We start from the raw sequence: 26866 nt of genomic DNA, 5'->3' as shown, positions 1-26866 counted from the left end.
GCCATTGAATTGCCGGGGCCTCTCCTGGCCGTTTTACTGAAAAAACGCCGGTGTATACCTTATTATATTATACTTGCTGTTTCGAACGGGACAGGGTATAATACCACTATCCTGTCTCTTTCCGGGCGGCCACGCAGCCGCCCCGATCCGGCAGGCTGGGAAGGAAGGTTGCTATGTCCATCTTGATTACAGGCGGCGCCGGATATGTCGGCTCGCATACGGCGCATGCACTGGCTGCGGCAGGGTTTGAGATCGCGGTGGCGGATAATCTGTGCACCGGGTTCCGGGCGGCTGTGCCTGCCTGCGCGCGGTTTTATCAGGGTGATATGCGCGACCGCACGTTTTTGGATGAAATTTTTTGCAGAGAATCGGTTTCTGCCGTGATTCATTTTGCTGCGCTCTCCCAAGTGGGGCAAAGCATGACGCAGCCCCTGCAATATTATCATAACAACTTATATGGCACCCAGGTTTTGCTGGAAAGCATGCTGGCGCACGGCGTGCAGACCATTGTCTTTTCCTCCAGCGCCGCGGTATATGGAGAAGCGCAGCACCTTCCGATTCGGGAGAGCGATCCAACCCAGCCCACCAACTGTTACGGCGCCACCAAACTGGCGATGGAACAGATGATGCACTGGGTATCCGGCGCGCATGGCCTTCGGTTTGCCGCGCTGCGGTATTTCAATGCCTGCGGGGCGCAGCCGGACGGGCAGATCGGCGAAGCGCATTGCCCGGAAACACATCTGATTCCGTTGGTATTGCAGGTGGCGCTCGGTCAGCGGTCTGCGATCTCGCTGTTCGGGACGGACTACCCCACCCCGGACGGCACCTGCATCCGGGATTATGTGCATGTGTGCGATCTGGCGCAGGCGCATATCCTTGCCATGCAGCACCTGCTGCGCGGCGGGGACAACCTGATCGTCAATCTGGGCAGCGGGACAGGCTTTTCCGTGCGCGAGATCATTGATGTCGTGCGGCGCATCACCGGCCGCGAAATCCCGGTGTGCGAGCAGCCGCGCCGGGCAGGCGATCCTGCCATGCTGGTCGCGTCCACCCAACTTGCCCAGACGATTTTGGGATGGAAGCCTGCCAACAGCGATTTGAACACAATTATATCCAGTGCATGGGCATGGCATCGTACACACCCAAACGGCTACGCAAAACCAATATGATCCGCGGCATACAGGACAAAGACGGACATGGTGGATTGCATCAAACACAGAGATAACTTTCCAGAGGTAAGGAGCACTGCATGAGGAAACCGGCATATATTGAAAGAAATGGCTGCATTTATGTTGCATTTAATTCCACTTCTTTGGATGCCGCGTTTCCGTCATGCAATACCAGGCCTCCGGAAATTTTTTTGACCGATTTTATGCGGGATTGGCTGCATGTGATGGCCACGCAGATCCGTCATAATACGCTGGACAGCTATTGGCATATGTTCCGCCGGCATATCGAACCTTTTTTCGGGCCGCGCCGGGTGACTGTACAATCGGCTGTCCTGTCGGATTTTCAGGATTTTGTCGATACCAAATATCGGGAAGGGTATTCGCCGACCTCGATTATCAAGGTCTATTCCATCGTGCATAAATGTCTGCGGTATGCTGTGATCCGCGGCATGATCGACCACAATCCGTCCGATCATGTCATGCTGCCCAAAAAAGTAAAATACATCAGCCGCACATTTGACCAGCATCAGCTCCATCAGTTTTTGAAAGCGGCCAAATCATCTCCCGCCGAACCCGCGTTTGTCTTGGCGGCGATGTACGGCCTGCGCCGCAGCGAAGCTGCCGGCCTAAGATGGCAGGCCATCGATTTTGAGAGCAATTCCGTTTTAATCAATCACACCGCCATTTCCAGCAACGGAAAAGTAACTTACAGCGACCGCGTGAAAACCGATTCCAGCTACCGCACCCTGCCGCTGATGCAGGGTATGCGGGAATATCTGCTGCAATTGCGGCAGCATCAGCAGGAAATGCAGCTGCGATACGGCACGGATTACCATCACAGCGACTATGTTTGCCGCCGGGATAACGGAAAACCGCTGCGGCCGGATTATATCTCACAGGAATTTGCCAAGCTGTGCCGGAATGTAGGGCTGCCGCATATTCGCTTCCATGATTTGAGGCATTCTGCGGCAACATTGCTGCTGCGGGAAGGGTTTTCCCTCAAACAGATCCAGGAATGGCTGGGGCACGCCAATATTACAACCACCGCCAACACCTACGCCCATGTGACATACAGCGACAAGATACAGATGGCCACACACTTGGATCAACTATTTGATACGTCAATGGATTGACGTTGACGAATGCATCCGATCTGCTTATTATGGCAGTATGAATCAAAACAGTTTTTTCTTTTTGGCAAAAGTGAATCAGAAAAAGGTTCTCGCGCTGGTACTGGCGTTCGCTTGTGCGTTCACCATGTTTGCTGGCGCAGCATTCACGGATGAGGCCGACTTCGCAGTCGATACCGACGTCGTGGATACTCTGGTTGCTCTGGGCGTAATCAACGGTTATACCGATGGTTCCTTCCAGCCTGACGCAACCGTAACTCGTGCGGAGATGGCGAAGATGATCTACGTTATCCGCACCGGTCGTTCTGACGCTTCTGCGTACAACAACGACGCTACCACTTTCACCGACATTACCGACCACTGGGCTCGTGGCTACATCAAGTACTGCCAGTCCCTCGGCATCATCGCCGGTAAGTCCGCGACCAGCTTTGATCCGGACGCTACCGTTACCACGCAGGAAGCTGCCAAGATGCTGCTCGTAACCCTGGGTTACAATGCGGATAACGCTGGCCTGGTTGGCACTGGCTGGGGCGCCAAGACCACTGCTCTGGCTGACGAGAACGGCCTGCTGGAAGACGTTAACTGCGGCACCACGCAGGGCATGCCCCGTCAGTACGCTGCTCAGCTGATGTACAATGCAATCTTTGCTCCGACCGTAGTTCTGCGCGACGGCGAGTACACCAACCTGAATGTACTCGGTGTTAAGAACCCGACCATCGGCGAGAAGTACATGGATCTGAACTCTGTTGAGACCACCGTTGAGGGCTACACCAATGACGGCGTGATCAAGCTGGGTACTCTGAAGAACACCAACGGCGACACTGTTTCCGTACGTTTCAACGATTACACCGTTGATCGCAGCGAGCTGGTTGGCCGTGAAGTTCGCGTTCTGTACAAGGCTGCTTCCACCGCTAACGGCAAGGCTACCATCTATGGCATCTTCGAGATCGGCGATCTGACCTACATCGACACCATCTTCGGCGATATCACTGATTACAGCGCTTCCAAGAAGGAAATCAAGGTCAACGGCACCACCTATGATGTTGCTAATGGCTGCGATTTTGGCGGCCTCGACATGGATAAGAATCAGTCCGCTCAGCCGGTAACCGTTACTCTGAACGAGGATGGCGACGTATACAAGCTGACTCCGGATTCTGATTTCCGAGTTGCTCAGATTTCCTATGTTGGTTCTTCCCGCGTAACCATCGACACCGGTTATGATATCGACGATATCGAGCTGTACGACGGCTATGCCAAGGACGACTGGGTTGTTAAGTCCGTCAACGACTACAACAACAAGGAATCCTTTGCCAAGGCTGACGTAGTCACCGGCAAGGTCGAAGTTAAGAACGGCGACGACATCACCATCGACGGCACTGTTTACACGCTGGCAAACGACGGTAAGACCTATGGCGAGACCCAGCCTGTTGCTGCTGACGTAACTCTGGGCAGCACTGTAGACGCAGTTGTTGTCAACGGCTACATCTACTACATTGAGGAGTCTGACGGCGCGATCTCCATGGACGACGTTGTTTACCTGAACGGCGTTAAGCTGGATACGAGCTACGGCGACGACACCCTGACCGCTCGTGCAGTATTCGCTGACGGCACTTCCAAGGAAATCGTAATCAGCGACGGCGACGCTAAGGGCGATGCTGACGAAAAGGAAGCCAACACGATCTACAACGCGCTTGTTGCGGCTGTTGCTAAGGATGCCGACGAGGACGCGAAGAAGGCTCAGTACGGCCTGTATGCGTTCGACATGGATGGCGACGAATACATGCTGAGCAATATCTCCGCTAATGGCGATGACACCGACTTTGACGCTTCGAAGCCCGTAGCATCTGGCGATAAGACTGGCGACGATCGCATCGGCGGCGTGCGTGTCAACGACAACGCGGTTGTCTTCGTTAAGGATAGCGATGGCGACATCACTGTTCTGACTGGCGCTCAGGTCAAGGCTTGGAAGGAAGTTGCTGCAACTGGTATCGCTTACTCCAACGAGTCCAGCGGCTATCAGTACGTTGAACTGGCTGCTCTGGAAGTAGCTGACGTTCCGGGCGCATCTTCGGATGACGTTTACGGCTATGTTGTTGCTACGCTGGGCATCACCCGCGAGGACAGCAAGTACTATGCTTCCTACAGCGTATGGACCGGCTCTGACGTTGAAACCGTTAAGGTTGAGAGCCGCACCATGGATGCTGCGAAGGGCGACTTCATCAAGGTTGTTGACGACGAGATCACCGTACTCGATACCCAGTCTGCTGTAAAGGCTTATGACGGCGAGACCGTTACCTTCTATGGCAACAACGGCGAGTACAACATCACCGACGACACCAAGATCATCTACGTGAACACGGAAGATGTTGAGGGCGTTGAAGGCGGCAGCATCCGCGTTGCAACCGATCACAATGTTGAAGGTTCCTACGAGAAGAACGCGGTTTACGTTGCTGACACTCAGAACAACGACGGCACTTACGATCTGCTCGCAATCTTCATCGATGTGAACAACGAGCTGGATGACACTACCCCGATCAAGGGCTAATAGTCTTTCCTGTTCACCACAAAAGAGGCTGTTGCATTGCAACAGCCTCTTTTCTTGTTATTTGAATGCCAAATATACAAATTGGTAGCTATTCAAATTCGATTGAACATAGTTTTTTCCGTCATCGGTCGATCCTTTGAAAACTTGAAATCCGTTATTAACAATTTTCACGACCGTATATATAGAATCTTCATATGAGAATTGAACTGGCACGTTTGCCGTGGCAAAGCCGCCATACATATACTTTGCAAATCCGAACTCGAAAGCAGAATAGCCACATGTAGTCATCAGCAGTACCGCTTTAGGGGTGAATCCAAGCGGAATGGTGCGCTCTTCGCTTCCGTCGCCGGTATAAGTGCCAATATACACCTCACACTTCTGCGCGATCTGGCTGGTATGGGTACTAAGCAGGCTCTGCATCTGGCTGTCTGCACTCGCCCGGGCGCTCGCCTCGTTTGCCGCTGCGCTCTCGATCGCGGCAAACCGGTCGCGCACGTCCTGCGCGAGCTTGTCGCCGTCCACGCTGCCGGACGGGATGCTGCCGACGACCGCGTCGCGCACCTGCTGCTGCACATTCTCGACCGCGGCCTGCACGGTGTCCGCTGGCACGCCTGCGGAGCGCGCAAAGCCCAGTCCGGCCGCAGCGTCCGACGCGCATAGCGCGTCGCACAGGCCGTTGTGCGCCTGCCGCAGCTCCTCCGGACTGCTGTCAAAGTAGGCCTTGAGCTCCTGCGGCTGCATGTTCGGCTGGTCGGCCAGCTGCGTGATCTTTTTGCTGAACCCTGTGAGTTTCTGATCGGAAAGGGACATGTTTTTCCTCCTTTGTGCCGGGGCGATGGCCCCGTAAGGTGTTGCCATGCCCTGCGGGACCATCTGCCGGTTGGATGTTTTCTTACGGGTCAAACAAGCATCCCCCATAATACCGCGGCATCAAAAAAGCGCAAGAGCAAATGATTGCCCGCCGCCTGCACGGCTGCATGATTTGCATACCGCTCTGCATATTTTGTACCACCCATTCGATAGAATTTACGGTAAATATATTGCCATATTCTTGACGAAATATATCAATTTATGTATAATATACAAAAATATGTGTGCCTCACAACCAAGGCAGAAAGGATATTTTTTATGTCTGACCCGGATCCTGCTGGTCGATTACCGTTTAGACCGATCGAAGTTTTTTTGGAATAGCTTGACCCCCACCCCAAAAACACTTTGAAAGGAAAAAACCATGAATACATCAGTAGGTATAGTAATTATTGTCATCTGTCTTATCCTGTCCGCGTTCTTTTCCTCCACGGAAACCGCGTTTTCTTCGCTCAACCGCATCCGCGTGAAGAGTCTGGCGGAAAAAGGCGATAAGCGGGCCGCGCTTGTTCTGAAGCTGTCCGATCAATATGATAAGCTGTTATCCACCATCCTGATCGGCAACAATATCGTCAATATCGCATCCGCGTCCGTTGCCACGGTTTTGTTCATCCGCTGGTTCGACGAGGAAACCGGCCCCACCATATCCACTATTGTCACCACCGTCATCGTTCTGATCTTCGGCGAGATTTCCCCCAAAACGCTGGCCAAGGAATCCCCGGAACTGTTTGCGCGTTTTTCCGCGCCGAACATTCAGATGCTGATTTACATCCTCACCCCGATCAATTTCCTGTTTGTGCAGTGGAAAAAGCTGCTCTCGCTGGTGTTCAAGACCTCGGAGGACACCTCGATCTCCGAAGAAGAGCTGCTGACCATGGTCGATGAGGCCGAAAGCGAAGGCGGTATCGACGAAGAGGAAGGCGACCTCATCCGCAGCGCGATCGAGTTCAGCGACGTGGAAGTGGTGGAAATCTTTACCCCGCGCGTCAACATCGTCGGCATTGCGGAAGATACGGACAACCAGACGATCGCCAAGCTGTTCAAGGAAACCGGTTTCTCCCGTCTGCCGGTGTATCGCGACTCCATCGACAACATCGTGGGCATTATCCACGAAAAGGACTTCTACAACGAGATCGCACCCACAAACCGGTCGATCGACATCATCGTCAAACCGCCCATCTTTGTCGCCAAGACCATGAAGATCGGCGAGCTGCTCAAAATGCTGCAAAAGAACAAGTCTCATATTGCCGTGGTCGCGGATGAATACGGCGGCACGCTGGGCATTGTGACGCTCGAGGACGTGCTGGAAGAGCTGGTCGGCGAAATCTGGGACGAACACGACCGCGTCGTGGAACAGTTCTGGAAAACCGGCAGTCACGAATATCTGGCGCGCGGCGCCGCGGATTTTGAAGACGTCCTTGCCAATTTCGGCTACGAGGACGACGAGATCGCGGATGCCTATACCACGGTCAACGGCTGGATGATAGACCAGCTGGAACACATCCCCAAGCAGGGCGAATCGCTTTGCTACAAAAATCTGGACTTCATTGTTCAGGATGCGGACGACCGTCATGTCACGCTTATCAAAGTGGTCGAGCACGAAAAAGACCAAGCGCCTGCCGACTGACCACAGTTTTTTACAAAAGAAACCCGCCCTTCTGCGCATCGTACGCAGAAGGGCGGGCTTTTGTTTTTCGGCGCGGCAGTTACTTGCCCAGACAGTTGCCGCAGAGCGAATACCCCTGTGACAGCAGGTCCGCATAATCCCCGGTATAGAATTGCTTGTTGGCCTCGCTGATGCTGTCCACACTGGCACAGGTGGGCAGATGGATCTTTTTGGAGTTGGTGTTGAGCACATATTCCGGCTCCTCCGCCGCGTCGGTTTGCTCCGTATCCGCCGCGCGGCTGTCTCCGGTGGCATAATCGATCACAACGCCCGGCTGCACGTTATAGCAGTACACGTTATAGCAGATGCCGTCCCCTTCGTCCTCCACCGAAAGGGCTTCCATCTGCACCCCGGACGCGACCAGATTGTCACCCTCGAACACCGGCGTAACGCGATACAGCACATGGTTGCCGGTCTCCTTGATATAGTCGGCCACCATGTTTTCAAACGGCAGCATGCCCTCGACGTTGAGATACCGTGTGCCGGTGATCAGATTCTCCTTGTTGGCGTTTTCGGCCGTCAGCTGATAGCCGATCAGGTGGCAGCGGTTATACAGGTATTTGCCGTCCACGAAGTCATATTTGACCGTCTGCCAGCCGGACGGCTTGACCTGCCCGATCGAGCCGCGTTCCTCAGTCGGCATCAGGTCGGTGGAAATACAGGCATAGGCCGTGCCGCACCGCCCCAGACTGTCGAGCGGTGCATAGGTTTCAAACGACTCCGCGGCCTGATCTTCCGCCGGGAAATCCGGCTCATTGCCGTCGATCTCGACATACGCCTCCCCGCTGTACGCCGGGATGTCCGCCAGCGAAATGCTGGCCTGCTGCGACTGCGGCACCGCGCAGCCCGAAAGCAGCAAGCCGACCAGCAGCAGCGCCGAACACAGGTTTGTTACGATTTTTTGCATCTTTTATAAACTTCCTTTGCGATTTTGGGATGGGAAAAGCCGGCAAATTCCTCCGTTCGGCAAAGCGTCCAGCCGGAATCCTCGGGCGGCAGAGCAAAATACCGGTCCGCCGGATAGACGCGGTTCCATCGAAACAGGATCAAATCCTCCACCTTCGCCCAGTACGGCGCGATCTCCTGATCTTCGACAAAGCAGAACGCCCCTGCCCCCGCCAGATCCAGAAACCGGGCATCTACGCGCAGCCGCGCGCGCTCTGCCTGCGCAAACTGCCCCGCAGAATAGTCGTTCACCCACAGGGGCTGGGAGCCGCACAGGTGCAGCATGTGTGCGCGCAGCGCACGGTCCCGGCTTTGCCGCCGATGGTGGAACAGCATGCCGTTGTTGTCATCCAGACAGAGCATCACATGCATTTTGGACTTCCCTCTCTCGATTGGATAATTTTACCTGTTTCCCTGAAATAACCGGCCCTTTGCCGCCGATCTATTGCTATTATAACACATTTTCCCGGCAAATGGGACTGGCATCTGCTGCACCGCCCCTCCCGCTCGCACGGCACAACCGCGGGCAATTGAAGCCCGCGGCACGCTCTGGTATAATGGACACAAAGCGTATTTGTCCCGACAAGGAGAAAAAGCAGATGAAACTGTTTCACCTATCCGATTTGCACATCGGCGCGCGGCTGTTCGGCCGCGATTTGCTCGCCGACCAATCCTATGTTTTTGACCAGATCATTGCCTATGCCGCGCAGGAGCAGCCGGACGCCATCGTCATCGCCGGGGACCTGTATGACAAGGCCATCCCCTCCGCCGAAGCAGTAGAAACCTTCGACCGGCTGATCTCCGGCCTGACGCAGGCCGCCCCGCAGGCCGAAATCATGATCATCAGCGGCAACCACGACAGTGCGCCCCGTCTCAACGTGTTCCGCAGCGTCCTGCAGCCGCACAAAATCCATATGATCGGCCTGCCGCCGCAGACGCCCGACGAGACGATCGAGCAGGTGACCCTGCGGGACGCATACGGCGAGGTGCACTTCTATCTGCTGCCCTTTGTCAAGCCGTCCATGGTCAAAGCCATCGTCGGCACGGAGGAAAACGGCAACAACCTATCCTATGACGACACGCTGCACCGCCTGATCGAACGCGCAGCGATCGACCCCGCCGCGCGCAACGTGCTGGTCAGCCACCAGTTCTACCTGCCCGTGGGCGCATCTGCCGACAGCATCGAGCGCATGGACTCCGAGATCGTCACCGTCGGCAACATCGACTCGGTCCGCGGCGACGTGCTGGAGCGCTTTGATTATGCCGCCCTCGGGCACATCCACAAGCCCATGCGGGTGGGCGACGACCGCTTCCGCTACTGCGGCACGCCGCTGGCCTGCTCGGTCAGCGAGGCCGGACAGCAAAAAGGTGTTGTGCAGGTTGAGCTGGGCGAAAAAGGCAGCGTTGCGACCTCGGTTTTGCCGCTCACGCCCCTGCACGAAGTGCGCATCCTGCGCGGCACGCTGTCCGAAGTGCTCGCACAGGCGTGCGCGGACTATGTCACCGTCATCCTGACCGACAGGGTCGATCTGGACGTCATCGACATGCAGGACCGCCTCCGCACCGCCTTCCCCAACCTGCTGGAGATCCGCCGCGAAACGCTGCGCCGCGCCGCGTATCAGGCGCAGTCCGTGGACGCGGCCGCGCTCGACCCCTTCGCCCTGTGCAGCTCTTTTTTAAGCGATCTGGACGCGGACGAGCAGGCGCTGCTGCGCGACGTAATCAATACCGTACAGGAGGTGCAGGCATGAGACCGATGATGCTTACCATGCAGGCGTTTGGCTCCTACGGCCAAAAGACCGTCATCGACTTTACGCGCCCCAACCAGAACCTGTTTTTGATCACCGGCGACACGGGTGCGGGCAAAACCACGATTTTCGACGCGATCGTGTTCGCGCTGTACGGCGAAGCCAGCTCGGGCAGCAACAAAAAGGACGGCGCCGAGCTGCAAAGCCAGTTTGTCGATTACACCACCCCGCCCTTTGTCGAGCTGACGTTTTCCGAGACTGCGGGCGGCGAGGCCACCGTCTACACCGTGCGCCGCGTGCCGCGCCATATCCGGCCGCTCAAAAAAGGCACCGGCACCAAGGAGGAAAAGGAGACCGTCTCGCTGACCCTGCCGGACGGTTCGGAATACTCCCAGAACCAGAGAGAAACCGACGGCAAGCTGGTCGAGATCGTCGGGCTGACCAAAACCCAGTTCATGCAGATCGCCATGATCGCGCAGGGCGAATTCATGGAGCTGCTGCGCGCGGATTCCAACAAGAAAAAAGAGATTTTCCGCAAGCTGTTCCACACCGAGCTATATCAGCAGATCGTGGACGAATGCAAAAAACGGTGCGACGCAAAACGCGGCGAGATCGCCGCGATCCGCACCGCCTGCCAGACCGAGGTGCAGCACATCGTGATGCCGGAAGGCTGCGCGCAGGCGCAAACGCTGACCGCGCTCCGGCAGAGCATCTGCTCCTCCGACCAGCTGCGCGTCACCGAGCTGGAACAGCTGCTGGAAGAGCTGCGCGCGCTGTGTGAGCAGCTGGAAGCCGATCAGGCTGCCGCGCAGGCGGCATACGAGCAGGCAAGCGCCCAGCGCGATCAGGCGCGGGACGCCTGCAACCACGCCAAAACCCTGTCGGACAGCTTTGCGCAGCTGGAAAAAGCCGAGCAGACGCTGCAGGACTGCGCCGCCGCCGAACCCGAACTGCGCAAAAGCGCCCAACTGATGGCGGATATCCGCGCAGCGTACGAAATTCAGGCGGTGCACCAGCGCTATTGGGATGCGGCACGCACCGCACAGGAGACGCAGCAGAAGTGCAGCGCGCAGCAGCAGGCGCTGCCCGCGCTCTGCGACCGCGCCGCCCAAGCCGAACAGGCCGAAGCGGCCGCGAGAATCGCGCAGAACGGCGTGCAGGACGCCTACGTCAAAGTATCCGAGCGGGTGCGCAAAGCGCTCAAAATCCTGCAGGAAATCGCCGCAGCGCAGGCGGACGTCACGGCCAAGAAGGCCGCCCTGCAAACCGCCTCCCAAACCGCACAAGCCGCGCAGCAGGCGCTGACCGATTTTGAAACGCAGGAGGCCGCATGGCGGCGGCAGTCCGAGCAGCTCGCGGACGCAGGAACCCAGCTGGCGCTGTGGCAGGTCAAACAGCAGCAAGCCGCCGATATCGGCGACGCGATCGCGGAAGCGCAGCAGTGCAGCCGCGACGTGACACGGCAAACGCAGCAAGACGCGCAGGCGCAGGAGGCCTACGCCGCGGCGCGCCGTCGCTTCCTCGACGCAAACGCCGACTACACCGCCAAGCAGACCGCGTTTCTGGATGCACAGGCAGGCTTCCTTGCCAAAGAAAAGCTGCGGGACGGCGAGCCATGCCCGGTCTGCGGCTCACGCGAGCATCCCCATCCCTGCACGCTTTCCGAAGCGCACCGCGAACTGACGCGCGACGTCATCGACGCGCTCGCGGAGCAAGTCGCCCAGCTGCAAGCGGAACAGGAGCAGGCATCCACCCGCGCCGCCGCGGCCGCCGATCTGCTGCGCGAAAAGCAGGCGCAATGGACGCAGACGCTGGAACGGCTGCGCGCACGCATGGCGCAAAGCATCCCGGATACGCCCACGGTGCTGACGCTGCCGCAGGCGCAAACCCTGCTTGCCGCATGGACTGCCGCCCTGCAAGAGGACGGCAAAACCATCCAGGCAAACGCCAAAACACTTGCCGAGGTGCAAGCCGCGCTGCAAACCGCCGAAGCGGACAAGCTGCGGCTGCGGCAGGCCGTCGATGCAGCCGCCCGGCAGGAAAGCGACGCCCACGCTGCGCTGGCCGCAAGCCGCCAAGCGCTGGACGGCTGGCTGGCGCAGCAGGAATATCCGGATGCGTCCGCCGCCAAGCAGGACCTTACGCGCGCGGAAAGCGAAAAACAGGCCAAGGACGCCGCCTATACCGCAGCGCATGCGGCAGCGGAGCGCGCCAAAACCGACCGGGAAAACGCCAAAACGCTGATTGCCCGCTATCAGGCAGAGCTGCCCGCCCAGACCGAGGAACGGGACACGCGGCGCACGGTTTACGAGCGCCAGCTCGCCGGGACGGCGTTTACCGAATCCCAGTGGCAGGAAATCACCGTGTCCTACGCCAAAAGCGAGGCGGAAGTGCTGCAAGCCGCCATCGAACGGCACAACACCCGCAAAGCCGCGGCGGAGGCCGCCCGGGACACGGCGCAAAAGGCGATCGGCACCCATTCCAAGCCGCAGCTGCCGCAGCTGGAAGCTGCGCAGGCGGCTGCTGAAGCCGCGCTGCAAGACGCGCAAGCGTGGCTGGAACAGGTGAAAACCGTCTGTCAGGCCGACCGGTCGGTGTATCAGGCGCTCGCACCCAAAATGGAAGAGCGCCGCCGGCTGACGCAGGCGTTTACCCGCATCGACAGCCTGTACAGCCGCCTGTCCGGCAAGGTCAGCGGCGCGCGCATGGACATCGAAACCTTTGTGCAGCGCTACTACCTGCAGCGCATCCTGTACGCGGCCAACACCCGGTTTCAGGAGATGTCCGCCGGGCAGTTCGAGCTGCGCATGACGCAGGCGGAGCAGGCCGGCGAGGGCAGAAACCGCGGGCTCGACCTGATGGTCTATTCTGCCGTGACCGGCAAAGAGCGCGAAGTGCGCACGCTGTCGGGCGGCGAATCCTTTATGGCGGCGCTGTCGCTTGCGCTCGGTATGGCGGACCAGATCCAGCAAAGCGCCGCGTCCATCCATCTGGACATCATGTTCATCGACGAGGGCTTTGGCTCACTCGACGATCACGCCCGCAATCAGGCCGTGCGCGTGCTGCAGCAGATGGCGGGCAGCGACAAGCTGATCGGCATTATCTCGCATGTGACCGAACTCAAGCAGGAGATCGAAAACCAGCTGCTCGTCCGCAAAGGCGAGGACGGCAGCCATGTGCAATGGCTCATCAGCTGAGTTTCGTCCGAATACCGCATCAAAAAAGCCACCTGTTCAAAACAGGTGGCTTTCTTCGGTTTTCAGTCCTGCGGGAAGGCCGGATCGGGCACGCCGTTGGCCTCGAACGCCCGGCGCCGGTCGATGCAGGTGCCGCACACGCCGCACGGGCGGTCCTTGCCCTGATAGCAGCTCCACGTCAGCTCGTACGGCACGCCCAGCCGCAGCCCTTCCGCCACGACCTGCGCTTTGTTCTTGCGGATGAACGGCGCTTCCAGATGCAGTGCCTTGCCGCTGCCCTCGTAAATGGCGCGGTTCATGTTTTCAAAAAAGTCCTCGCTGCAATCCGGATAGGCCGCGCCCGCCGCGTCATCCTGATGCGCGCCATAGTACACGCAGCAGCAGTCGAGCGACAGCGCAAGGCTTGCCGCACTGGACAGAAACAGCCCGTTGCGGAACGGCACATAGGTGGACACCGGTGTGCCGTCCCCGCCCGCCAGCTGCTCGGCATAGGAGGATTCCGGGATCGCCTCGTCCGAATGCGTCAGCAGCGAGCAGTTGCTGTATGCAAAAAGCGGGGACAAGTCGATCTCCATGCCGCGGATGCCGTAGTGCGCGAGGATACGCTCTGCGGCCTCGATCTCCTTGTCATGCTTCTGGCCATAGTGGATGGACAGCGGGATGACGTTTTCCTTGCCGTATTTCTCGATCGCGAGGCCGAGACAGGTCGTGCTGTCCACGCCGCCGCTGAACAGGACCATTGCTTTTTGTGCCATGTTGTCTCTCCCCCTTTACCGGTTATCCACTTTTTCCGGATAGAGGTCGTGATGGGTCAGGCGCTCCCACGCGACCTGCTCCCATTTGGTGCCCTTTTTGCCGTAATTGCAGTAGGGATCGATGGAAATACCGCCGCGCGGGGTGAATTTGCCCCAGACCTCAATGTATTTCGGGTCCATCAGACGGATCAGGTCCTTCATGATGATGTTGACGCAATCCTCATGGAAATCGCCATGGTTGCGGAAGCTGAACAGATACAGCTTGAGCGACTTGCTCTCCACCATGCGCTCCCCCGGCACATAGGAAATATAAATCGTGGCAAAATCCGGCTGACCGGTCATCGGGCACAGGCTGGTGAATTCCGGGCAGTTGAATTTGACAAAATAATCGTTTTCCGGATGCTTGTTCGGGAAGGTCTCCAGCATTTCCGGCGCATAATCTGTGGGGTAGGAAACCTTCTGGTTGCCCAGCAGGGAAACCCCTGCGAGTTCTTCTTTGGCTCTTCCGCTCATGTCATTTTCTCCTTGCTCCAGTTTGCCGGAGAAAGCCGCGCGCCCCCTCCGGCAAATTTTTTCAAATGTCTGTTTTCTGCCGGTCCGCCATCTGCACCGCCGGAACCGGCTGCCAGACGCGCTCGAGCGCTTTGACCAGCACCACGCCCACAATGGACGGGATGAGCTGTCCGATACACAGATTGAGCGCCATCAGCGGATAGGGCATAACGAGGAAATACGACAGATACGTCGCGACCCCCAGCCCGGGCACAAAAATGATCGGCACCGCGATCCAGATGCGGCTCCAGTTTTTCCGGCGGATGAGGACGATGCAGGCCGTGGTGATCATGCCCACGATGCAGCCGCCCAGCATATCCACAATGCCGAAGCCACCGAACAGCATATTCGATATAAAATTTGCGAGACCAAGAGGTACAACCAGGAACGGGAAGAAATAAGCCAGTGCATACAGACTCGTTGCAATGCGGATCTGGTATGCGCCGAAAGAAAAGCTTGACGTGACGGAAAGAATGACGATGTAAAGCGCCATTACCATTGCGGAAAAGGTCATTTTCTGCACACGGTTCATGTTTTCTATCTTCTTCATATTCGTTCACCTCCATAATAGAAAATCTCCGTGTCTTTTCATGAGACCGGAGATGTCAACAACATAATTTTTTGCAGTTTTCGCGTATTGTTGTCCCTAGTTTTGTTTTACGACAGGATGGTCTCGAACTGTCAATTCTATATCTGGAAGCGGTGTCTGTCTGTATCAGACAAATACATATTATACCGGATGCCTGCGCACTTTGCAACCAAAACATACCGGCCGGTTAAAAATTGCTATTTTTGCCCGGTCAGCGGCACAAAACGACTCACAAAAATGAAAAACCGGTATTTCTTACGAAATACCGGTTTTTCGTGGTACGCCAGAAGGGATTCGAACCCCCGACCTTTTGGTTCGTAGCCAAACACTCTATCCAGCTGAGCTACTGGCGCATTCGCAGTTTCGACTGCCTAATTAGAATACCACATCATCCCCTATGTGTCAATCTTTTTTTGAAATTTTTTTAATTTTCTTTTTTCCTGCTTTTGATGCAGGGCGGCCGCCCGCTCGGGCGCCTATAGAAAACCCGCCGGGAGACACGCTCCCGGCGGGCCTGTTCAGGCTTGCGGCAAGGTTTCCGCGGCCTGCTCTTCGTTTTTGATTTCCCAGTGGATGAGCACGGTCAGCGCGGCGCGCAGCACGATGATTGCGCCGACCAACGCGATCTCCCGCAGTTCGCGCACGATCACCGTGCGCAGGATCTCGCTGCCCAGTTTGAATTCCAGCCCCATCGCCAGCCCTTTGGCCAACGTCAGGCGCGTGAGCGGGTCGCGGCGCACATAATGCCAGACGCCCTGTGCACCGGCAACCGCGATCACCGCCACGCCAACATATTCAAATAACAGGATCGCCCAGGAAACGGCAAACGTGAGCACATGCTCCGCCATATCCACGGCAGGCCTCACCTCCGCAGGGAATGGGGTTTATTCCGGCTGAGCCGGCAGCGTATCAAAGCCGATCTGCAATTCCTCGTCGCTCGGCACATGATTCGTCATCGTGCCGTTATGGTATGCTTCGTACGCCGACATATCAAAGTATCCCGTGCCCGTCAAGCCGAACAGAATGGTCTTGGCCTCGCCCGTCTCCTTGCATTTGAGCGCCTCGTCGATCGCGCAGCGGATCGCGTGGCTGGACTCGGGCGCGGGCAGGATGGTCTCGACCTTGGCGAACTGCACCGCCGCATCGAACACGTCGGTCTGCTTGGCGGAAACCGCTTCCATATAGCCGTCGTGATACAGCTTGGAGAGGATCGGGCTCATGCCGTGATACCGCAGGCCGCCCGCATGGTTGGCCGCCGGCATGAATCCGTTGCCCAGCGTGTACATACGCGCCAGCGGGGTCACATGACCGGTGTCGCAGAAGTCGTACGCGTACTTGCCGCGGGTAAACGACGGGCAGGACGCAGGCTCGACCGCGATGATGCGCGGGTCGGCCTTGCCCAGCAGCTTATCCTGCATGAACGGCGCAATCAGGCCGCCCAGATTGGAGCCGCCGCCCGCGCAGCCGATGACGATATCCGGATATTCGTCCAGCATCTCCATCGCCTGCTTGCTCTCCAGACCGATGATGGACTGGTGCAGCAGCACCTGATTGAGCACCGAGCCGAGCACATAGCGGTAACCCTCATGCGTGGTGGCCACTTCGACCGCCTCGGAGATCGCGCAGCCGAGCGAGCCGCCGGTGTTCGGATTTTCCGCGAGGATCGCACGGCCCGCTTCGGTGGTGTTGGACGGCGAAGGCGTGACATTTGCGCCGAAGGTCTGCATGACCGCCTTGCGGTACGGCTTCTGCTCATAGGAAACCTTGACCATGTAGACTTTGAGGTCCAGCCCGAAGTACGCGCACGCTTCGGAGAGCGCCGTGCCCCACTGGCCCGCACCGGTCTCGGTCGTCAGGCCCTTGAGGCCCTGCTCCTTGGCGTAATACGCCTGTGCGATGGCCGAGTTGAGCTTGTGGCTGCCCGAGGTGTTGTTGCCCTCGAACTTGTAGTAGATCTTCGCCGGGGTATCGAGCGCCTTTTCCAGATTGTATGCGCGGCACAGGGGCGACGGACGGTACAGCTTATACATGTCGAGCACAGGCTCGGGGATATCGAAATACCGGGTCGTGCTGTCCAGCTCCTGATGCGCGAGCTTTTCACAGAAGATCGGGTAGAGCGCCTCCTCGGGCAGCGGCTCATGCGTACCGGGGTGCAGGAGTGGATCGGGCTGCTGCTTCATGTCAGCGCGCAGGTTGTACCACTGCTTGGGCATCTGATCTTCGGTTAAATACAATCTGTGCGGAATCTTTGCCATGGTAGGTTCTCTCCTTTATATGAAAATTATGTGGGAAAACAAAATAAAAAGCTCCCGTCCCATGAAAATCCATGGGACAGGAGCTTGAAAAAATACAAACTCTTGCGGTACCACCCAAGTTGACGCAGCAATGCGCCCGCTCTCTTTCACATATCCAACAATATGTGCTCCCCGGATAACGGGTGGAGTCCCCGTCGCAGTTACTTGGGGTCGCCCCCGTTCGCCTTGCCCTGCTAAAGTCCATTCACCGGGTCCTTGCCTGCCGCGATCTCACCGCCCGCGACTCTCTTGGAGGTTCGGTCTCCCTGCTACTCGTCTTCGTCATTGGTTTGTCGGTATGGTCACAGTATATTCGCAGTACACCCGTTTGTCAAGCGGTTTTTGAGAAAAAATATAAATTATTACCATGATATTTTATTATCATAAGAGGTGCCCCTTCGCCGGTCTTTTCCGCGCCTTGCCGCCCCGCCGCGGCTGTGCTATAATCAATCCAGACGAAAATCATCTGAAAAAGGAGGGCCCCGCATGCCGGTGATTCAAGGCGAAAACGATCTTTTGCTGACCTGCGCGCGCGTATCGGGCGGCATCGCGATCCTGCGGTGCGAGACACGCGACGACGCAGTCACGCTGCCCGATGCGATAGACGGCGTGCCGGTTGTGCAGCTTGGCCCCTACGCGCTCAGCGAGCGCACGCCCGATCTGTCCGGCCGCGAGACCTTTTCCGTGCGCGTCAGCTGCGGCGGCCCAGCACCAACGCACGATGCGAACGCGATCCGCTCCGTCACGCTGCCCGCCGCGCTGCAAAGCGTGGGCAGCTACGCGTTTTACAACTGCCGCCGGCTGGAAACTATCACGCTGCCCCAGTCCGTCACCGACTTCGGCGGCGGCGCGCTGATGAACTGCCGCGCGCTGCGCACCATTATACTGCACGCCGATCCCGGCGCCCCCACCTGCCTGCAAAAGCTGCTGGGCGAGCACGCGGGCGAGCTGGATGTGCAGTTTGCAGGCGGCGCGCCCGCGCGCCTGCTGTTTCCCGCCTACACCGAGGAACTCGAGGACCTCTCCCCCGCGCACATCTTCCAGCGCCGCATCCACGGCGCGGGCTACGGCTACCGCCAGTGCTTTGACGCGGGCGTGCTGAGCTTCCGGCAGTACGACCTTGCGCTGTCCGGCCTGCTCGAGCGGCACGACTTTGCGGTCGCGGCGCGGGTCGCCGCGCGGCGGCTGGCCGTGCCCTATGCCCTGTCGGACGCGGCGCGCGACGCCTACCTTGACTGCTTACGCGCGCACGGCGGCGCGCTGCTGCGCGCCTGCGCTGCCGCAGGCGAAAGCGCGGCGATCTCCTTTCTGCTGTCGCTCGGCGTGCTGACCGCCGCCGATGTGGACGCGGCCTGCGATGCCGCCCGCGAAAAGGAACAGACCTCAGCGCTGTCCGTGCTGCTCGCCGCAACGGGAAAAACCGCGGCAAAGGGCCGCGCTAAAACCTTCGACCTGTAAAGGAGGCTTTCCATGCCCCAAAGCGAACGCTGGAACGCCCTCGGGCGCGAGATCTTGTTCTCCGCCCGCACCGAATTATATATGAACCTGCCCTTTCTGGATGCGGCGCTGTCCGCGCTGGCCGTCTCGGACGGGTTTGACACGGCAACCCTTGCGACCGACGCGCGCAGCCTGTATTTCAACGGCGCGTGGCTCGCGCAGCAATTCGAGCGCGGCCGCCCGCGCGTCAATCGCGCGTATCTGCACAGCGTGTTTCACTGCCTGCTGCGTCACCCGGCCAAAACGCGCGGCCGCGACCGCGATCTATGGGATTTGGCCTGTGATGTTGCGGTCGAAAGCATACTGGACACGCTGGATTACCGCTGTTTGCAGGCGGACAAGCCGTCCGTGCGGCGGCAGAACCTGTACCGCTCTCTGCGCGCCGAGATGCCCGTGCTGACCGCTGAGGCGGTCTACCGGCAGTTCCGCCGCGACCGCTTGAACTCTTACGACTGCGCCACACTCGCCCGCGTATTCGCCGTGGACGAGCACACGCTCTGGCCCGAAGAAGGCGACGACGAGCAGGACAGACAGTGGCAGCAGCGCGCCGAGCGCACGCAGACCGCGATGGAGACCGTGTTCTCGAATCAGGCGACCGGCGGCGAAGCCGTGCGCGAGCAGCTGTCCGTCACCACCCAGCAAACCACCGACTACCGCGCCTTCCTGCGGCGGTTCGCCGCGCTGCGCGAGGAGGTCGCGGTGGACGCGGATTCCTTTGACTACGGCTACTATGCCTATGGCCTGCGGCACTTCGGCAACATGCCGCTCATCGAGCCGCTCGAGACGCGCGAGGTGCGCAAGATCGAGGATTTCGTCATCGCGATCGATACTTCGATGTCCACCTCGGGCGAGCTGGTGCGCAGCTTTCTCACGCGCACCTATGAGTTATTGCAGAACAGCGAGAGCTTTTTCCGGCACATCAACCTGCGCATTCTCCAGTGCGACGACCAGATCCGCGCGGACAAGCGCATCACAAACGCCCGCGACCTCGCCGACTACATGGAGCATTTCGAGCTGATCGGCCAATCGGCCACCGACTTTCGACCGGTGTTTGAGTATGTGGACCGACTGGTGAGCGAGGGCGCGTTCCACCACCTGCGCGGGCTGATTTACTTCACCGACGGCTTAGGGATTTACCCCAAAAAGCGCCCCAAATACGACGCGGCCTTCGTCATGCTCGAAGGCGGCGCCTACCCCGAAAACGTCCCGCCGTGGGCAATCCGCGCCGTACTGCGCGAGGACGAGATAGGAGAACCGATATGAACATCAAACGAGCCAAAAACGAAATCAAAAACGCGCTGCGCGCCTATCTCGCGCGCGACGAGTTCGGCGCATACCGCATCCCGCCCATCCGGCAGCGCCCCATCCTGCTGATGGGTCCGCCGGGCATCGGCAAGACGCAGATCATGGAGCAGATCGCGGACGAGACCGGCGTCGGACTGGTGTCCTACACACTGACCCACCACACGCGCCAGTCCGCGCTCGGCCTGCCCTACATCGAACACGAGAAGTTCGGCGGACAGGAATACGCGGTCACGGCCTACACGATGAGCGAGATCATTGCCTCGGTGTATCGCGAGATCGAGCGCACGGGCGTTTCCGAGGGCATCCTGTTCCTCGACGAGATCAACTGCATTTCCGAAACGCTCACGCCCATGATGCTGCAATTTTTGCAGTGTAAGACCTTCGGCAACCAGCAGCTGCCCGCGGGCTGGGTGGTCGTTGCCGCAGGCAACCCGCCCGAATACAACAAATCCGTGCGCGAGTTCGACGTCGTGACGCTCGACCGCGTCAAGCGCATCGACGTGGAGGAGGATTTCGCGGTCTGGAAGGAATACGCCTACCGGCGCGGTATCCATGGCGCGATTTTGTCCTATCTGGAGATCCGGCGCGACCATTTTTACCGCGTGGAAGCCACGGCCGACGGCCTGCAATTTGTCACCGCGCGCGGCTGGGAGGATCTGTCCGAACTGATGCAGGTGTACGAAACGCTTGGCCTTTCGGTCGACCGGCAGGTCGTCGAGCAGTATTTGCAGCTGCCGCGTGTGGCGAGCGATTTCGCCAACTATCTGCAATTATACGACAAATACAAGCGCGTTTACCGCGTCGAGGAGATTTTGGACGGCACCTGGGAGCGCGTGCGGGCCTCCGAACTGTCCGGCGCGCCGTTTGACGAAAAACTGGGCGTTTTGGGCCTGCTGCTGTCCCGGCTCGCGGACACCGCGCGCGAAACCTACCGGCTCGACGGCCTGACTGACGCGTTGCATCAGGATCTCATCCGCATCCGCGAGGGCGAAAAGACGCTCGGCACGCTGCTCGACGACAAGCGTGCGGCGCTGTCCCGCCGTCGGGCCGCCGGCTCGACCGACCGCGACGCACTATTTGTCGCCGCGCGCGAAATCGAACGGCTGGACGCCTTCCGGCAGGGGCTTTCGCTCGAAAAAATCCCCTCCGGCCGCGCGTTCGACTACCTCAAAGAGAAATTCCAAGCCGATGTACAGGCGCGCGCAGACGCGGCCGACCAAACCGACCGCGCGCTCGCCAATGCCTTTGCCTTCCTCGACGAGGCGATCGGCGACAGCCAAGAGATGGTGCTGTTCGCCACCGAGCTGACCGCGAACTACTTTACCTCATGGTTCATCCAGAATTTCGGGTGCGACGCGTACTTTGCGCACAACAAGCGCCTGCTGTTCGACGATACGCAGAAGCATCTGCTGGACGAGATCCAGCAGACCCGCCAAGCCGATCAGCCGCAGGAATAATCATCGCGCCTTGGCGCGCATCCAACAGAAAAGAGCCGCCTCCCGGCGGCTCTTTTCATCAAAATGCCCAGCTCTGCCGGGCATTTTCATACAAGAAAGCGATTTTGCATGCACATTGCCGCGCAAAATCGCGCTCCAGCTGTGTCCGCGCTTTGCGCGGCACAGCCTCGCTCGATCGGAACCGTGGTTCCGATCGAGATCAAGAGAAGCGCCGCAGCGTTCCCGCTGCGGCGCTTCCCGTTCAAAGAAAGTAGAAAAGGAAATTAGGTAGGTATCAAAGCGTTACGCCATCTTTAAAGATCGCGATTTCACGATAGCCGAGCTGCTCGCTCTTGGACTTCTGGCCGCTTGCGACCTGCAGTACCAGATCGAACAGACGCGCAGCAGCGTCCTTGATCGGCTCGCCGTCAGCCACCGGGCCGGCGTCAAAGTCGATCCAGCCGGACTTCTTGGCCGCGAGCTGGCTGTTGCTGGCGATCTTGATGGTCGGTGCGGGCGCGCTGAACGGCGTGCCGCGGCCGGTGGTGAACAGCACGATGTGCGCGCCTGCCGCCGTCATAGCCGTGGCCGAAACAAGGTCGTTGCCCGGGCCGTACAGCATATTCAGGCCGTGCGCCGTCACCGGATCACCATAGCCGATCACGTCCACAATCGGAGCCGTGCCGCCCTTCTGCACGCAGCCGCAGGACTTATCCTCGAGCGTCGTGATGCCGCCCTTCTTGTTGCCGGGCGACGGGTTTTCGTACACGGTTTCGTGATGGCTGATGAAATAATCCTTGAAGTTGTTGAGCATGCTGGCTGCCTTGTCAAATACCGTGCGGTTGACGCAGCGGCTGAGCAGCATCCCCTCGGCGCCGAACATCTCGGGCACCTCGGTCAGCACGGTCGAACCGCCGCGGGCGATCACCATATCGCTGAACGCGCCGACGGTCGGGTTGGCAGTTACGCCGGACAGGCCGTCCGAGCCGCCGCACTTCATGCCGATCACCAGATCGCTGACCGGGATGGGCTGGCGGGTGAACTGCGCCGCATACGCGGCGAGCTGCTCGAGCAGCTCACGGCCGGCTGCAAATTCGTCTTCGACGTCTTGGCAGGTCAGGAACTTGACGCGGTTCTCATCGTAGGGGCCGAGCTCCTCCAGGAACTGGTCATGCTGCAAGTTCTCGCAACCGAGGCTGAGCACGAGTACCGCCGCTGCGTTCGGATGACGCACGAGCGCCGCGAGCAGCTTGCGGGTCTGGGCATGGTCAGCGCCGGTCTGGGAGCAGCCATAGGGGTGCGTAAAGGTATACAGGCCTTCGATCGAGCCGGTGACCAGATCCTGATTGTCCGCAACCATCTTTTTTGCCACGTCGTTGACACAGCCGACGGTCGGGATGATCCAGATCTCGTTGCGGACGGCAGCGCGGCCGTCCTTGCGGCGGAAGCCCATAAAGGTTTCCGGCTCAACTGCCGACACGGTCGGCACATCCGGCGTATAGGTGTATTCCTCTTCGCCGGACAGGTTGGTCTTCATGTTATGGGTATGTACCCACATGCCGGTCTCGACCGCTGCGGTCGTGTGGCCGATCGGGTAACCGTACTTGACGACCGCTGCGCCCTCTGCGATCGGCTCGAGCGCAATCTTATGGCCCTGCGGGATATCCTCGGCCGCGGTGACAGTCACGCTGCCCGCGGTCAGGGTCTCGCCCTTTGCAACGGGATGCAGCGCAACCGCGACATTATCCCGCTCGGTGATGCGAATGAGTTTTGTCATATCAGGTCCTCCCGCTTACAGGCAGGAAGCGAACGCGGCCTCCGCGCCTTCCGTACGGATCTTGGTCAGGTCGGCCAGAACCGCAGCTTCTACGCCGTCGATCTTGGTCAGATCCTGATCCCACATCTGCTCGTTGGTCAGCACAGCGTGTACCAGATCGGCGTCGCTGTCGTCCTTGTGGTTCCAGTAGAACTCGAGCGCCCAGCGATCATCCGAGCAGGTATAGGTGTTGCCCTTCGCGCGCTTGCAGACCAGACCCTTGTCGGTCAGCTCCTGCACATCGGTCGAATAGAACGCGATGTAGGCAGCCAGCGACATGGTCAGGCAAACCGGCAGCTTGCCTTCCTTCTCGATGTACTCGAGGAAGCTGGGCATGTTGCGGGCCTTCCACTTGGAGGTGGAGTTGAGCGAAATACTCATCAGTTCATGGTCAACAAACGGGTTGTTGAAGCGGTCTTCTACCGCTGCCGCGAAGTTCTCCAGATCATTCTTGTCAAGCGGCAGGGTCGGAATGACTTCCTCGTGCAGCATCTTGTTCATAAAGCCCTTGATGTGCTCGTTGTGCATGCAGTCGCGCACGATGTCGAAGCCCGCGAGGTAAGCGCCGAGGACAAAACCGGTGTGCGCACCGTTGAGGATGCGAACCTTGCGCTTCTTGTACGGGGTAACGTCCGGTACAACGATGCAGTTCAGGCCAGCCGCCTTGAAGGGCAGCTTGTCTGCCAGCCATTCCGGACCTTCGATGTTCCAAACGCCGAATACTTCGCCGACATCGATCAGTTCGTCGTGATAGCCGTTCTCCTCGTCCATCTTGGCGGCCTCTGCCGGATCCTTGATGCGGCCCGGAACGATACGGTCAACCAGCGTCGAGCAGAAGGTGCACTCGCCGCACCAAGCCTTGAAGTCCGCTTCCAGACCCCACTGCTCGATGTACTGGCCAACGCACTTCTCGAGTTCCTTGCCGTTGTTGTCGATCAGCTCGCAGGACAGGATAACCAGCGGCTTCTTGCCGGCCTGCCAGCGCTTGTACAGCACCTGGGTCAGCTTGGCCGGGAACGAAGACGGCGGGCAGTCGTCCTTCTGGCAGGCAGGATCGTAAACGATACCGGCCTCGGTGGTGTTGGACACGATGTACTCGAGGTCGTCGGAAACCGCGACTTCCATCATCGCGTCGTAGTCCGCCTTCTCATAGGGGTTGAGGCAGCGGGAAACCGAGGAGATCACGCGCTTGCGGTCTACCTTCTCGCCGTTCTCGCGGCCGCGCAGATACAGGGTGTACAGGCCCTGCTGCTCGTTGATCTGCTTGGCAAGGCCGGGCGCGATCGGCTGCACCAGAACAGCCTTGCCGTTCCAGCCAACCTTTTCATTGGACATATCAAACCAATAGTCCACAAATGCACGCAGGAAGTTGCCCTCGCCGAACTGGAGGATCTTTTCCGGTGCCTTTTCCAGAATATAGCCCGTGTAGCCGGACTTTTTCAGCACTTCATAATTGAGCTTTTCCATCATCATTCTCCTCATTGAATCAACCCGGAAACGGCGGAGAAACCTCCGCCGTACCGGACAAAAACCTTATCGATGAACCGAAAACGATCAGCCGCCGAACAGGGACAGGATACCGGTAGAGAACACCGGTACATAGGTGATCAGAAGCAGGTTGACCAGCAGCAACAGGTAGAACGGGACTGCTTCCTTGATGAACTTGCCCGTCTTACAACCGGTGATGCCGCAGGTAACGAACATCAGAGTGCCCATCGGGGGCGACAGAGCGCCGATAGCGTTGTTGAAGATGTAGGTCATCGCGAACTGGATCTCGTTGATGCCGTACGCCAGAGCGATCGGGTGCAGCAGCGGAACCAGAATGATCATCGAAGCGTTGCCTTCGATGAACATGCCGACGATCAGCAGGAAGATGTTGACGATCAGCAGGAAGATGTACTTGTTGTCGATGGTGGCAACGATCCACTCAGTCAGCTGCTGCGGGATACGTTCCTTGGTCAGTACCCAAGAGAACACGCCGGCAGCGGCCACGATCAGCATGATCGAAGAGGTGGTGCATACGGTTTCCTTGAAGCCACGCTTGAGGTCGTCCCAACGCATCTCGTGGTAGATCAGACCAAGCAGCATGGAGTAAATGATAGCAACCGCACCGGCTTCGGTAGCGGTGAACAGGCCAAGACGGATACCGCCGATGATGATGATCGGCAGGCAGAGCGGCAGGATTGCCGGCTTGAGAGCCGCGCCGAATTCCTTACCGGTAACGCGGGTGGTACGCAGCGGAGCATAGCCACGCGCCTTGGATACGAAACGAACCACGATCATCATGGTGATGCACAGCAGCGCGCCTACGCCCAGACCGGAAATGAACAGGTCGCCGATCGAAACGTTCGCGATGCAGCCGTACAGAATCATCGAGATTCCAGGCGGGATCAGCGGGGTGATCATAGCGGAAGCCGCGGTAACAACCGTGGAGAATTCCTTGGAGAAGCCCTTCTTCTCCATTTCCGGAACCAGCATCTTGGCTTCCATTGCAGCGTCAGCCAGGTTGGAACCGGACAGGCCGCCCATCAGGGTGGACAGCAGAACGTTAACCTGTGCCAGGCCGCCGTACATACGGCCGGTCAGCACTTCACAGAAGCCCATGATTCGGGCGGTAACGCCGGTGTAGTTCATCATGATACCGGCGCATACGAAGAACGGGATTGCCAGAAGCGAAATGCTTTCCGCGCCGGTGATTGCCTGCTGCGCGAATACGATCGCATTTACGCCGGGGTTCAATACAAAATATACGGCTGCGCCGCCGAGCACCGAAATAAAGACCGGCACCTTGAGGAACAGCAGCACGAGCATAATGATAGACGCAAGTGCAAGTACTCCATTCATGACTCAAGCGCCTCCTTTGCCTCGGATTTTACGCCCTTGATCATAGCGTAGAAATAGCTGACGATCATCAATACATAGGATACCGGCGCAATGCCATAGACAAATGCGTACGGGATCTTCAGCATCGGAGTCGAACGGCCGCTCTGAACAAAGATGTTGATAAAGCCGATGCTCTGATAGAACAGGTAAGCCAGAACAACAACGACCACAACGGAAATAAAGATTTCCGCGATCTTCTGCACTTTCTTCGGCATCATATCGACAATCATTTCAATTGCAACCTGGTTGCCGGCACGGAACGCCGCGCCCGCCGCTGCAAATACGATCCATACCATGCAGGACGTCTGCACTTCTTCCAGCCAGGTGAACGGTGCGCCGAGCACATAGCGGAAAATAACGCCCGCAAAGGTCAGAACAATCAGGATCGCCAGCACCACGGAGGCTACAATCGTATCCAGATTGCACACAACCGCGCGCAGCTTACTGCCTTGCTTCATGTGTTTTTACCCTC

General features: G+C 58.5%; 21 protein-coding genes and 1 tRNA gene. 9 read left to right on the top strand and 13 right to left on the bottom strand.

From position 1 onward, the window contains the following. Positions 1-173 precede the first annotated feature (173 nt). From galE to EJL02_RS06590, 3 genes are all read left to right on the top strand, one after another. Positions 174-1169: a UDP-glucose 4-epimerase GalE gene (gene galE / locus EJL02_RS06600; protein ID WP_125115630.1), complete on the top strand. Its 996-nt coding sequence runs from the start codon at positions 174-176 to the stop codon at positions 1167-1169. Positions 1170-1360: 191 nt separating this feature from the next. After that, positions 1361-2302, top strand: coding sequence for a tyrosine-type recombinase/integrase (locus tag EJL02_RS06595; protein ID WP_164510325.1), 942 nt, complete (start codon positions 1361-1363; stop codon positions 2300-2302). Between the two features lie 70 nt (positions 2303-2372). Continuing rightward, positions 2373-4844, top strand: a complete 2472-nt coding sequence (locus EJL02_RS06590) for an S-layer homology domain-containing protein (protein WP_243114421.1) — start codon at positions 2373-2375, stop codon at positions 4842-4844. Between the two features lie 57 nt (positions 4845-4901). Here the strand turns inward: EJL02_RS06590 and EJL02_RS06585 are convergent, their stop codons facing one another. Next, a complete protein-coding gene (locus EJL02_RS06585; protein WP_125115627.1) occupies positions 4902-5654 on the bottom strand; it encodes a hypothetical protein in 753 nt (250 codons plus the stop codon). Positions 5655-6075: 421 nt separating this feature from the next. Between EJL02_RS06585 and EJL02_RS06580 the strand changes: the two genes are divergently transcribed. Continuing rightward, positions 6076-7338, top strand: coding sequence for an HlyC/CorC family transporter (locus EJL02_RS06580; protein WP_125115626.1), 1263 nt, complete (start codon positions 6076-6078; stop codon positions 7336-7338). Between the two features lie 79 nt (positions 7339-7417). Here EJL02_RS06580 and EJL02_RS06575 read toward each other — a convergent pair whose 3' ends face one another. Both EJL02_RS06575 and EJL02_RS06570 read right to left on the bottom strand, forming a co-directional pair. Beyond that, complete coding sequence (locus tag EJL02_RS06575) at positions 7418-8284, bottom strand: DNA/RNA non-specific endonuclease (RefSeq protein WP_125115625.1); 867 nt, start codon at positions 8282-8284, stop codon at positions 7418-7420. After that, positions 8269-8694 carry a ribonuclease Z gene (locus EJL02_RS06570; protein WP_125115624.1) on the bottom strand — a complete coding sequence of 142 codons (426 nt, stop codon included), beginning with the start codon at positions 8692-8694 and terminating at the stop codon, positions 8269-8271. The genes EJL02_RS06575 and EJL02_RS06570 overlap by 16 nt, the downstream gene beginning before the upstream one ends. Positions 8695-8921: 227 nt before the next feature. Here EJL02_RS06570 and EJL02_RS06565 point away from each other — a divergent pair, with 227 nt between their 5' ends. Together EJL02_RS06565 and EJL02_RS06560 are read left to right on the top strand one after the other, a co-directional pair. Further along, positions 8922-10073: an exonuclease SbcCD subunit D gene (locus tag EJL02_RS06565; protein WP_125115623.1), complete on the top strand. Its 1152-nt coding sequence runs from the start codon at positions 8922-8924 to the stop codon at positions 10071-10073. Then, on the top strand, positions 10070-13267 hold the full coding sequence (locus EJL02_RS06560) for an AAA family ATPase (RefSeq protein WP_125115622.1): 3198 nt from the start codon (positions 10070-10072) through the stop codon (positions 13265-13267). Before EJL02_RS06565 ends, EJL02_RS06560 begins: the two co-directional genes overlap by 4 nt. A 62-nt stretch (positions 13268-13329) precedes the next feature. Here EJL02_RS06560 and queC read toward each other — a convergent pair whose 3' ends face one another. The 6 genes from queC to EJL02_RS06530 form a co-directional block, all read right to left on the bottom strand. After that, a complete protein-coding gene (gene queC, locus EJL02_RS06555; RefSeq protein WP_125115621.1) occupies positions 13330-14022 on the bottom strand; it encodes a 7-cyano-7-deazaguanine synthase QueC in 693 nt (230 codons plus the stop codon). A gap of 15 nt (positions 14023-14037) precedes the next feature. Continuing rightward, positions 14038-14535 (bottom strand): preQ(1) synthase, encoded by a 498-nt coding sequence (gene queF / locus EJL02_RS06550; RefSeq protein WP_125115620.1) that lies wholly within the window; start codon positions 14533-14535, stop codon positions 14038-14040. Between the two features lie 61 nt (positions 14536-14596). After that, on the bottom strand, positions 14597-15124 hold the full coding sequence (locus EJL02_RS06545) for a QueT transporter family protein (RefSeq protein ID WP_206426954.1): 528 nt from the start codon (positions 15122-15124) through the stop codon (positions 14597-14599). Between the two features lie 315 nt (positions 15125-15439). Continuing rightward, positions 15440-15516: transfer RNA gene (locus EJL02_RS06540), tRNA-Arg, on the bottom strand. A gap of 165 nt (positions 15517-15681) precedes the next feature. Further along, complete coding sequence (locus EJL02_RS06535) at positions 15682-16011, bottom strand: DUF1622 domain-containing protein (RefSeq protein WP_125115781.1); 330 nt, start codon at positions 16009-16011, stop codon at positions 15682-15684. A gap of 36 nt (positions 16012-16047) precedes the next feature. Beyond that, positions 16048-17418 carry a TrpB-like pyridoxal phosphate-dependent enzyme gene (locus EJL02_RS06530; protein ID WP_125115619.1) on the bottom strand — a complete coding sequence of 457 codons (1371 nt, stop codon included), beginning with the start codon at positions 17416-17418 and terminating at the stop codon, positions 16048-16050. Between the two features lie 525 nt (positions 17419-17943). Here EJL02_RS06530 and EJL02_RS06525 point away from each other — a divergent pair. Genes EJL02_RS06525 through EJL02_RS06515 form a run of 3 tightly spaced genes read left to right on the top strand, consistent with a single transcriptional unit; the run spans position 17944 to position 21716 of the window. Beyond that, positions 17944-18915 carry a leucine-rich repeat protein gene (locus EJL02_RS06525; RefSeq protein ID WP_125115618.1) on the top strand — a complete coding sequence of 324 codons (972 nt, stop codon included), beginning with the start codon at positions 17944-17946 and terminating at the stop codon, positions 18913-18915. Between the two features lie 12 nt (positions 18916-18927). Next, positions 18928-20217, top strand: a complete 1290-nt coding sequence (locus tag EJL02_RS06520) for a vWA domain-containing protein (protein ID WP_125115617.1) — start codon at positions 18928-18930, stop codon at positions 20215-20217. After that, entirely contained in the window at positions 20214-21716 is a 1503-nt protein-coding gene (locus EJL02_RS06515; protein ID WP_125115616.1) for an AAA family ATPase, read from the top strand. The genes EJL02_RS06520 and EJL02_RS06515 overlap by 4 nt, the downstream gene beginning before the upstream one ends. Before the next feature lie 274 nt (positions 21717-21990). On the opposite strand, the gene EJL02_RS06510 is transcribed toward EJL02_RS06515, so the two are convergent. From EJL02_RS06510 to EJL02_RS06495, 4 genes are all read right to left on the bottom strand, one after another. Next, the gene (locus EJL02_RS06510) at positions 21991-23472 is read right to left on the bottom strand and encodes a UxaA family hydrolase (protein WP_125115615.1); all 1482 of its coding nucleotides are present in this window, start codon (positions 23470-23472) and stop codon (positions 21991-21993) included. Positions 23473-23487: 15 nt separating this feature from the next. Beyond that, entirely contained in the window at positions 23488-24978 is a 1491-nt protein-coding gene (locus tag EJL02_RS06505) for a tagaturonate reductase (RefSeq protein WP_125115614.1), read from the bottom strand. A gap of 87 nt (positions 24979-25065) precedes the next feature. Then, complete coding sequence (locus tag EJL02_RS06500; protein ID WP_125115613.1) at positions 25066-26355, bottom strand: TRAP transporter large permease; 1290 nt, start codon at positions 26353-26355, stop codon at positions 25066-25068. Continuing rightward, on the bottom strand, positions 26352-26852 hold the full coding sequence (locus tag EJL02_RS06495; RefSeq protein ID WP_125115612.1) for a TRAP transporter small permease: 501 nt from the start codon (positions 26850-26852) through the stop codon (positions 26352-26354). Before EJL02_RS06495 ends, EJL02_RS06500 begins: the two co-directional genes overlap by 4 nt. Positions 26853-26866 lie beyond the last annotated feature (14 nt).

This window comes from Agathobaculum sp. Marseille-P7918 (genome assembly GCF_900625105.1).
Taxonomy (GTDB): Bacteria; Bacillota; Clostridia; order Oscillospirales; family Butyricicoccaceae; genus Agathobaculum.
The sequence above is the reverse complement of the archived record's forward strand: the minus strand, read 5'-3'. Positions and strand labels throughout refer to the sequence as shown.

What these genes read in the sequence shown, in the direction of transcription:
- EJL02_RS06520 (WP_125115617.1), top strand. Translation starts at nt 18,928, where the DNA reads ATGCCCCAAAGCGAACGCTGGAACGCCCTCGGGCGCGAGATCTTGTTC.
- EJL02_RS06515 (WP_125115616.1), top strand. Translation starts at nt 20,214, where the DNA reads ATGAACATCAAACGAGCCAAAAACGAAATCAAAAACGCGCTGCGCGCC.
- EJL02_RS06565 (WP_125115623.1), top strand. Translation starts at nt 8,922, where the DNA reads ATGAAACTGTTTCACCTATCCGATTTGCACATCGGCGCGCGGCTGTTC.
- EJL02_RS06500 (WP_125115613.1), bottom strand. Translation starts at nt 26,355, where the DNA reads ATGAATGGAGTACTTGCACTTGCGTCTATCATTATGCTCGTGCTGCTG.
- queC (WP_125115621.1), bottom strand. Translation starts at nt 14,022, where the DNA reads ATGGCACAAAAAGCAATGGTCCTGTTCAGCGGCGGCGTGGACAGCACG.
- EJL02_RS06535 (WP_125115781.1), bottom strand. Translation starts at nt 16,011, where the DNA reads ATGGCGGAGCATGTGCTCACGTTTGCCGTTTCCTGGGCGATCCTGTTA.
- EJL02_RS06495 (WP_125115612.1), bottom strand. Translation starts at nt 26,852, where the DNA reads ATGAAGCAAGGCAGTAAGCTGCGCGCGGTTGTGTGCAATCTGGATACG.
- EJL02_RS06575 (WP_125115625.1), bottom strand. Translation starts at nt 8,284, where the DNA reads ATGCAAAAAATCGTAACAAACCTGTGTTCGGCGCTGCTGCTGGTCGGC.
- EJL02_RS06585 (WP_125115627.1), bottom strand. Translation starts at nt 5,654, where the DNA reads ATGTCCCTTTCCGATCAGAAACTCACAGGGTTCAGCAAAAAGATCACG.
- galE (WP_125115630.1), top strand. Translation starts at nt 174, where the DNA reads ATGTCCATCTTGATTACAGGCGGCGCCGGATATGTCGGCTCGCATACG.
- EJL02_RS06545 (WP_206426954.1), bottom strand. Translation starts at nt 15,124, where the DNA reads ATGAAGAAGATAGAAAACATGAACCGTGTGCAGAAAATGACCTTTTCC.
- EJL02_RS06580 (WP_125115626.1), top strand. Translation starts at nt 6,076, where the DNA reads ATGAATACATCAGTAGGTATAGTAATTATTGTCATCTGTCTTATCCTG.
- EJL02_RS06505 (WP_125115614.1), bottom strand. Translation starts at nt 24,978, where the DNA reads ATGGAAAAGCTCAATTATGAAGTGCTGAAAAAGTCCGGCTACACGGGC.
- EJL02_RS06570 (WP_125115624.1), bottom strand. Translation starts at nt 8,694, where the DNA reads ATGCATGTGATGCTCTGTCTGGATGACAACAACGGCATGCTGTTCCAC.
- queF (WP_125115620.1), bottom strand. Translation starts at nt 14,535, where the DNA reads ATGAGCGGAAGAGCCAAAGAAGAACTCGCAGGGGTTTCCCTGCTGGGC.
- EJL02_RS06525 (WP_125115618.1), top strand. Translation starts at nt 17,944, where the DNA reads ATGCCGGTGATTCAAGGCGAAAACGATCTTTTGCTGACCTGCGCGCGC.
- EJL02_RS06530 (WP_125115619.1), bottom strand. Translation starts at nt 17,418, where the DNA reads ATGGCAAAGATTCCGCACAGATTGTATTTAACCGAAGATCAGATGCCC.
- EJL02_RS06510 (WP_125115615.1), bottom strand. Translation starts at nt 23,472, where the DNA reads ATGACAAAACTCATTCGCATCACCGAGCGGGATAATGTCGCGGTTGCG.
- EJL02_RS06560 (WP_125115622.1), top strand. Translation starts at nt 10,070, where the DNA reads ATGAGACCGATGATGCTTACCATGCAGGCGTTTGGCTCCTACGGCCAA.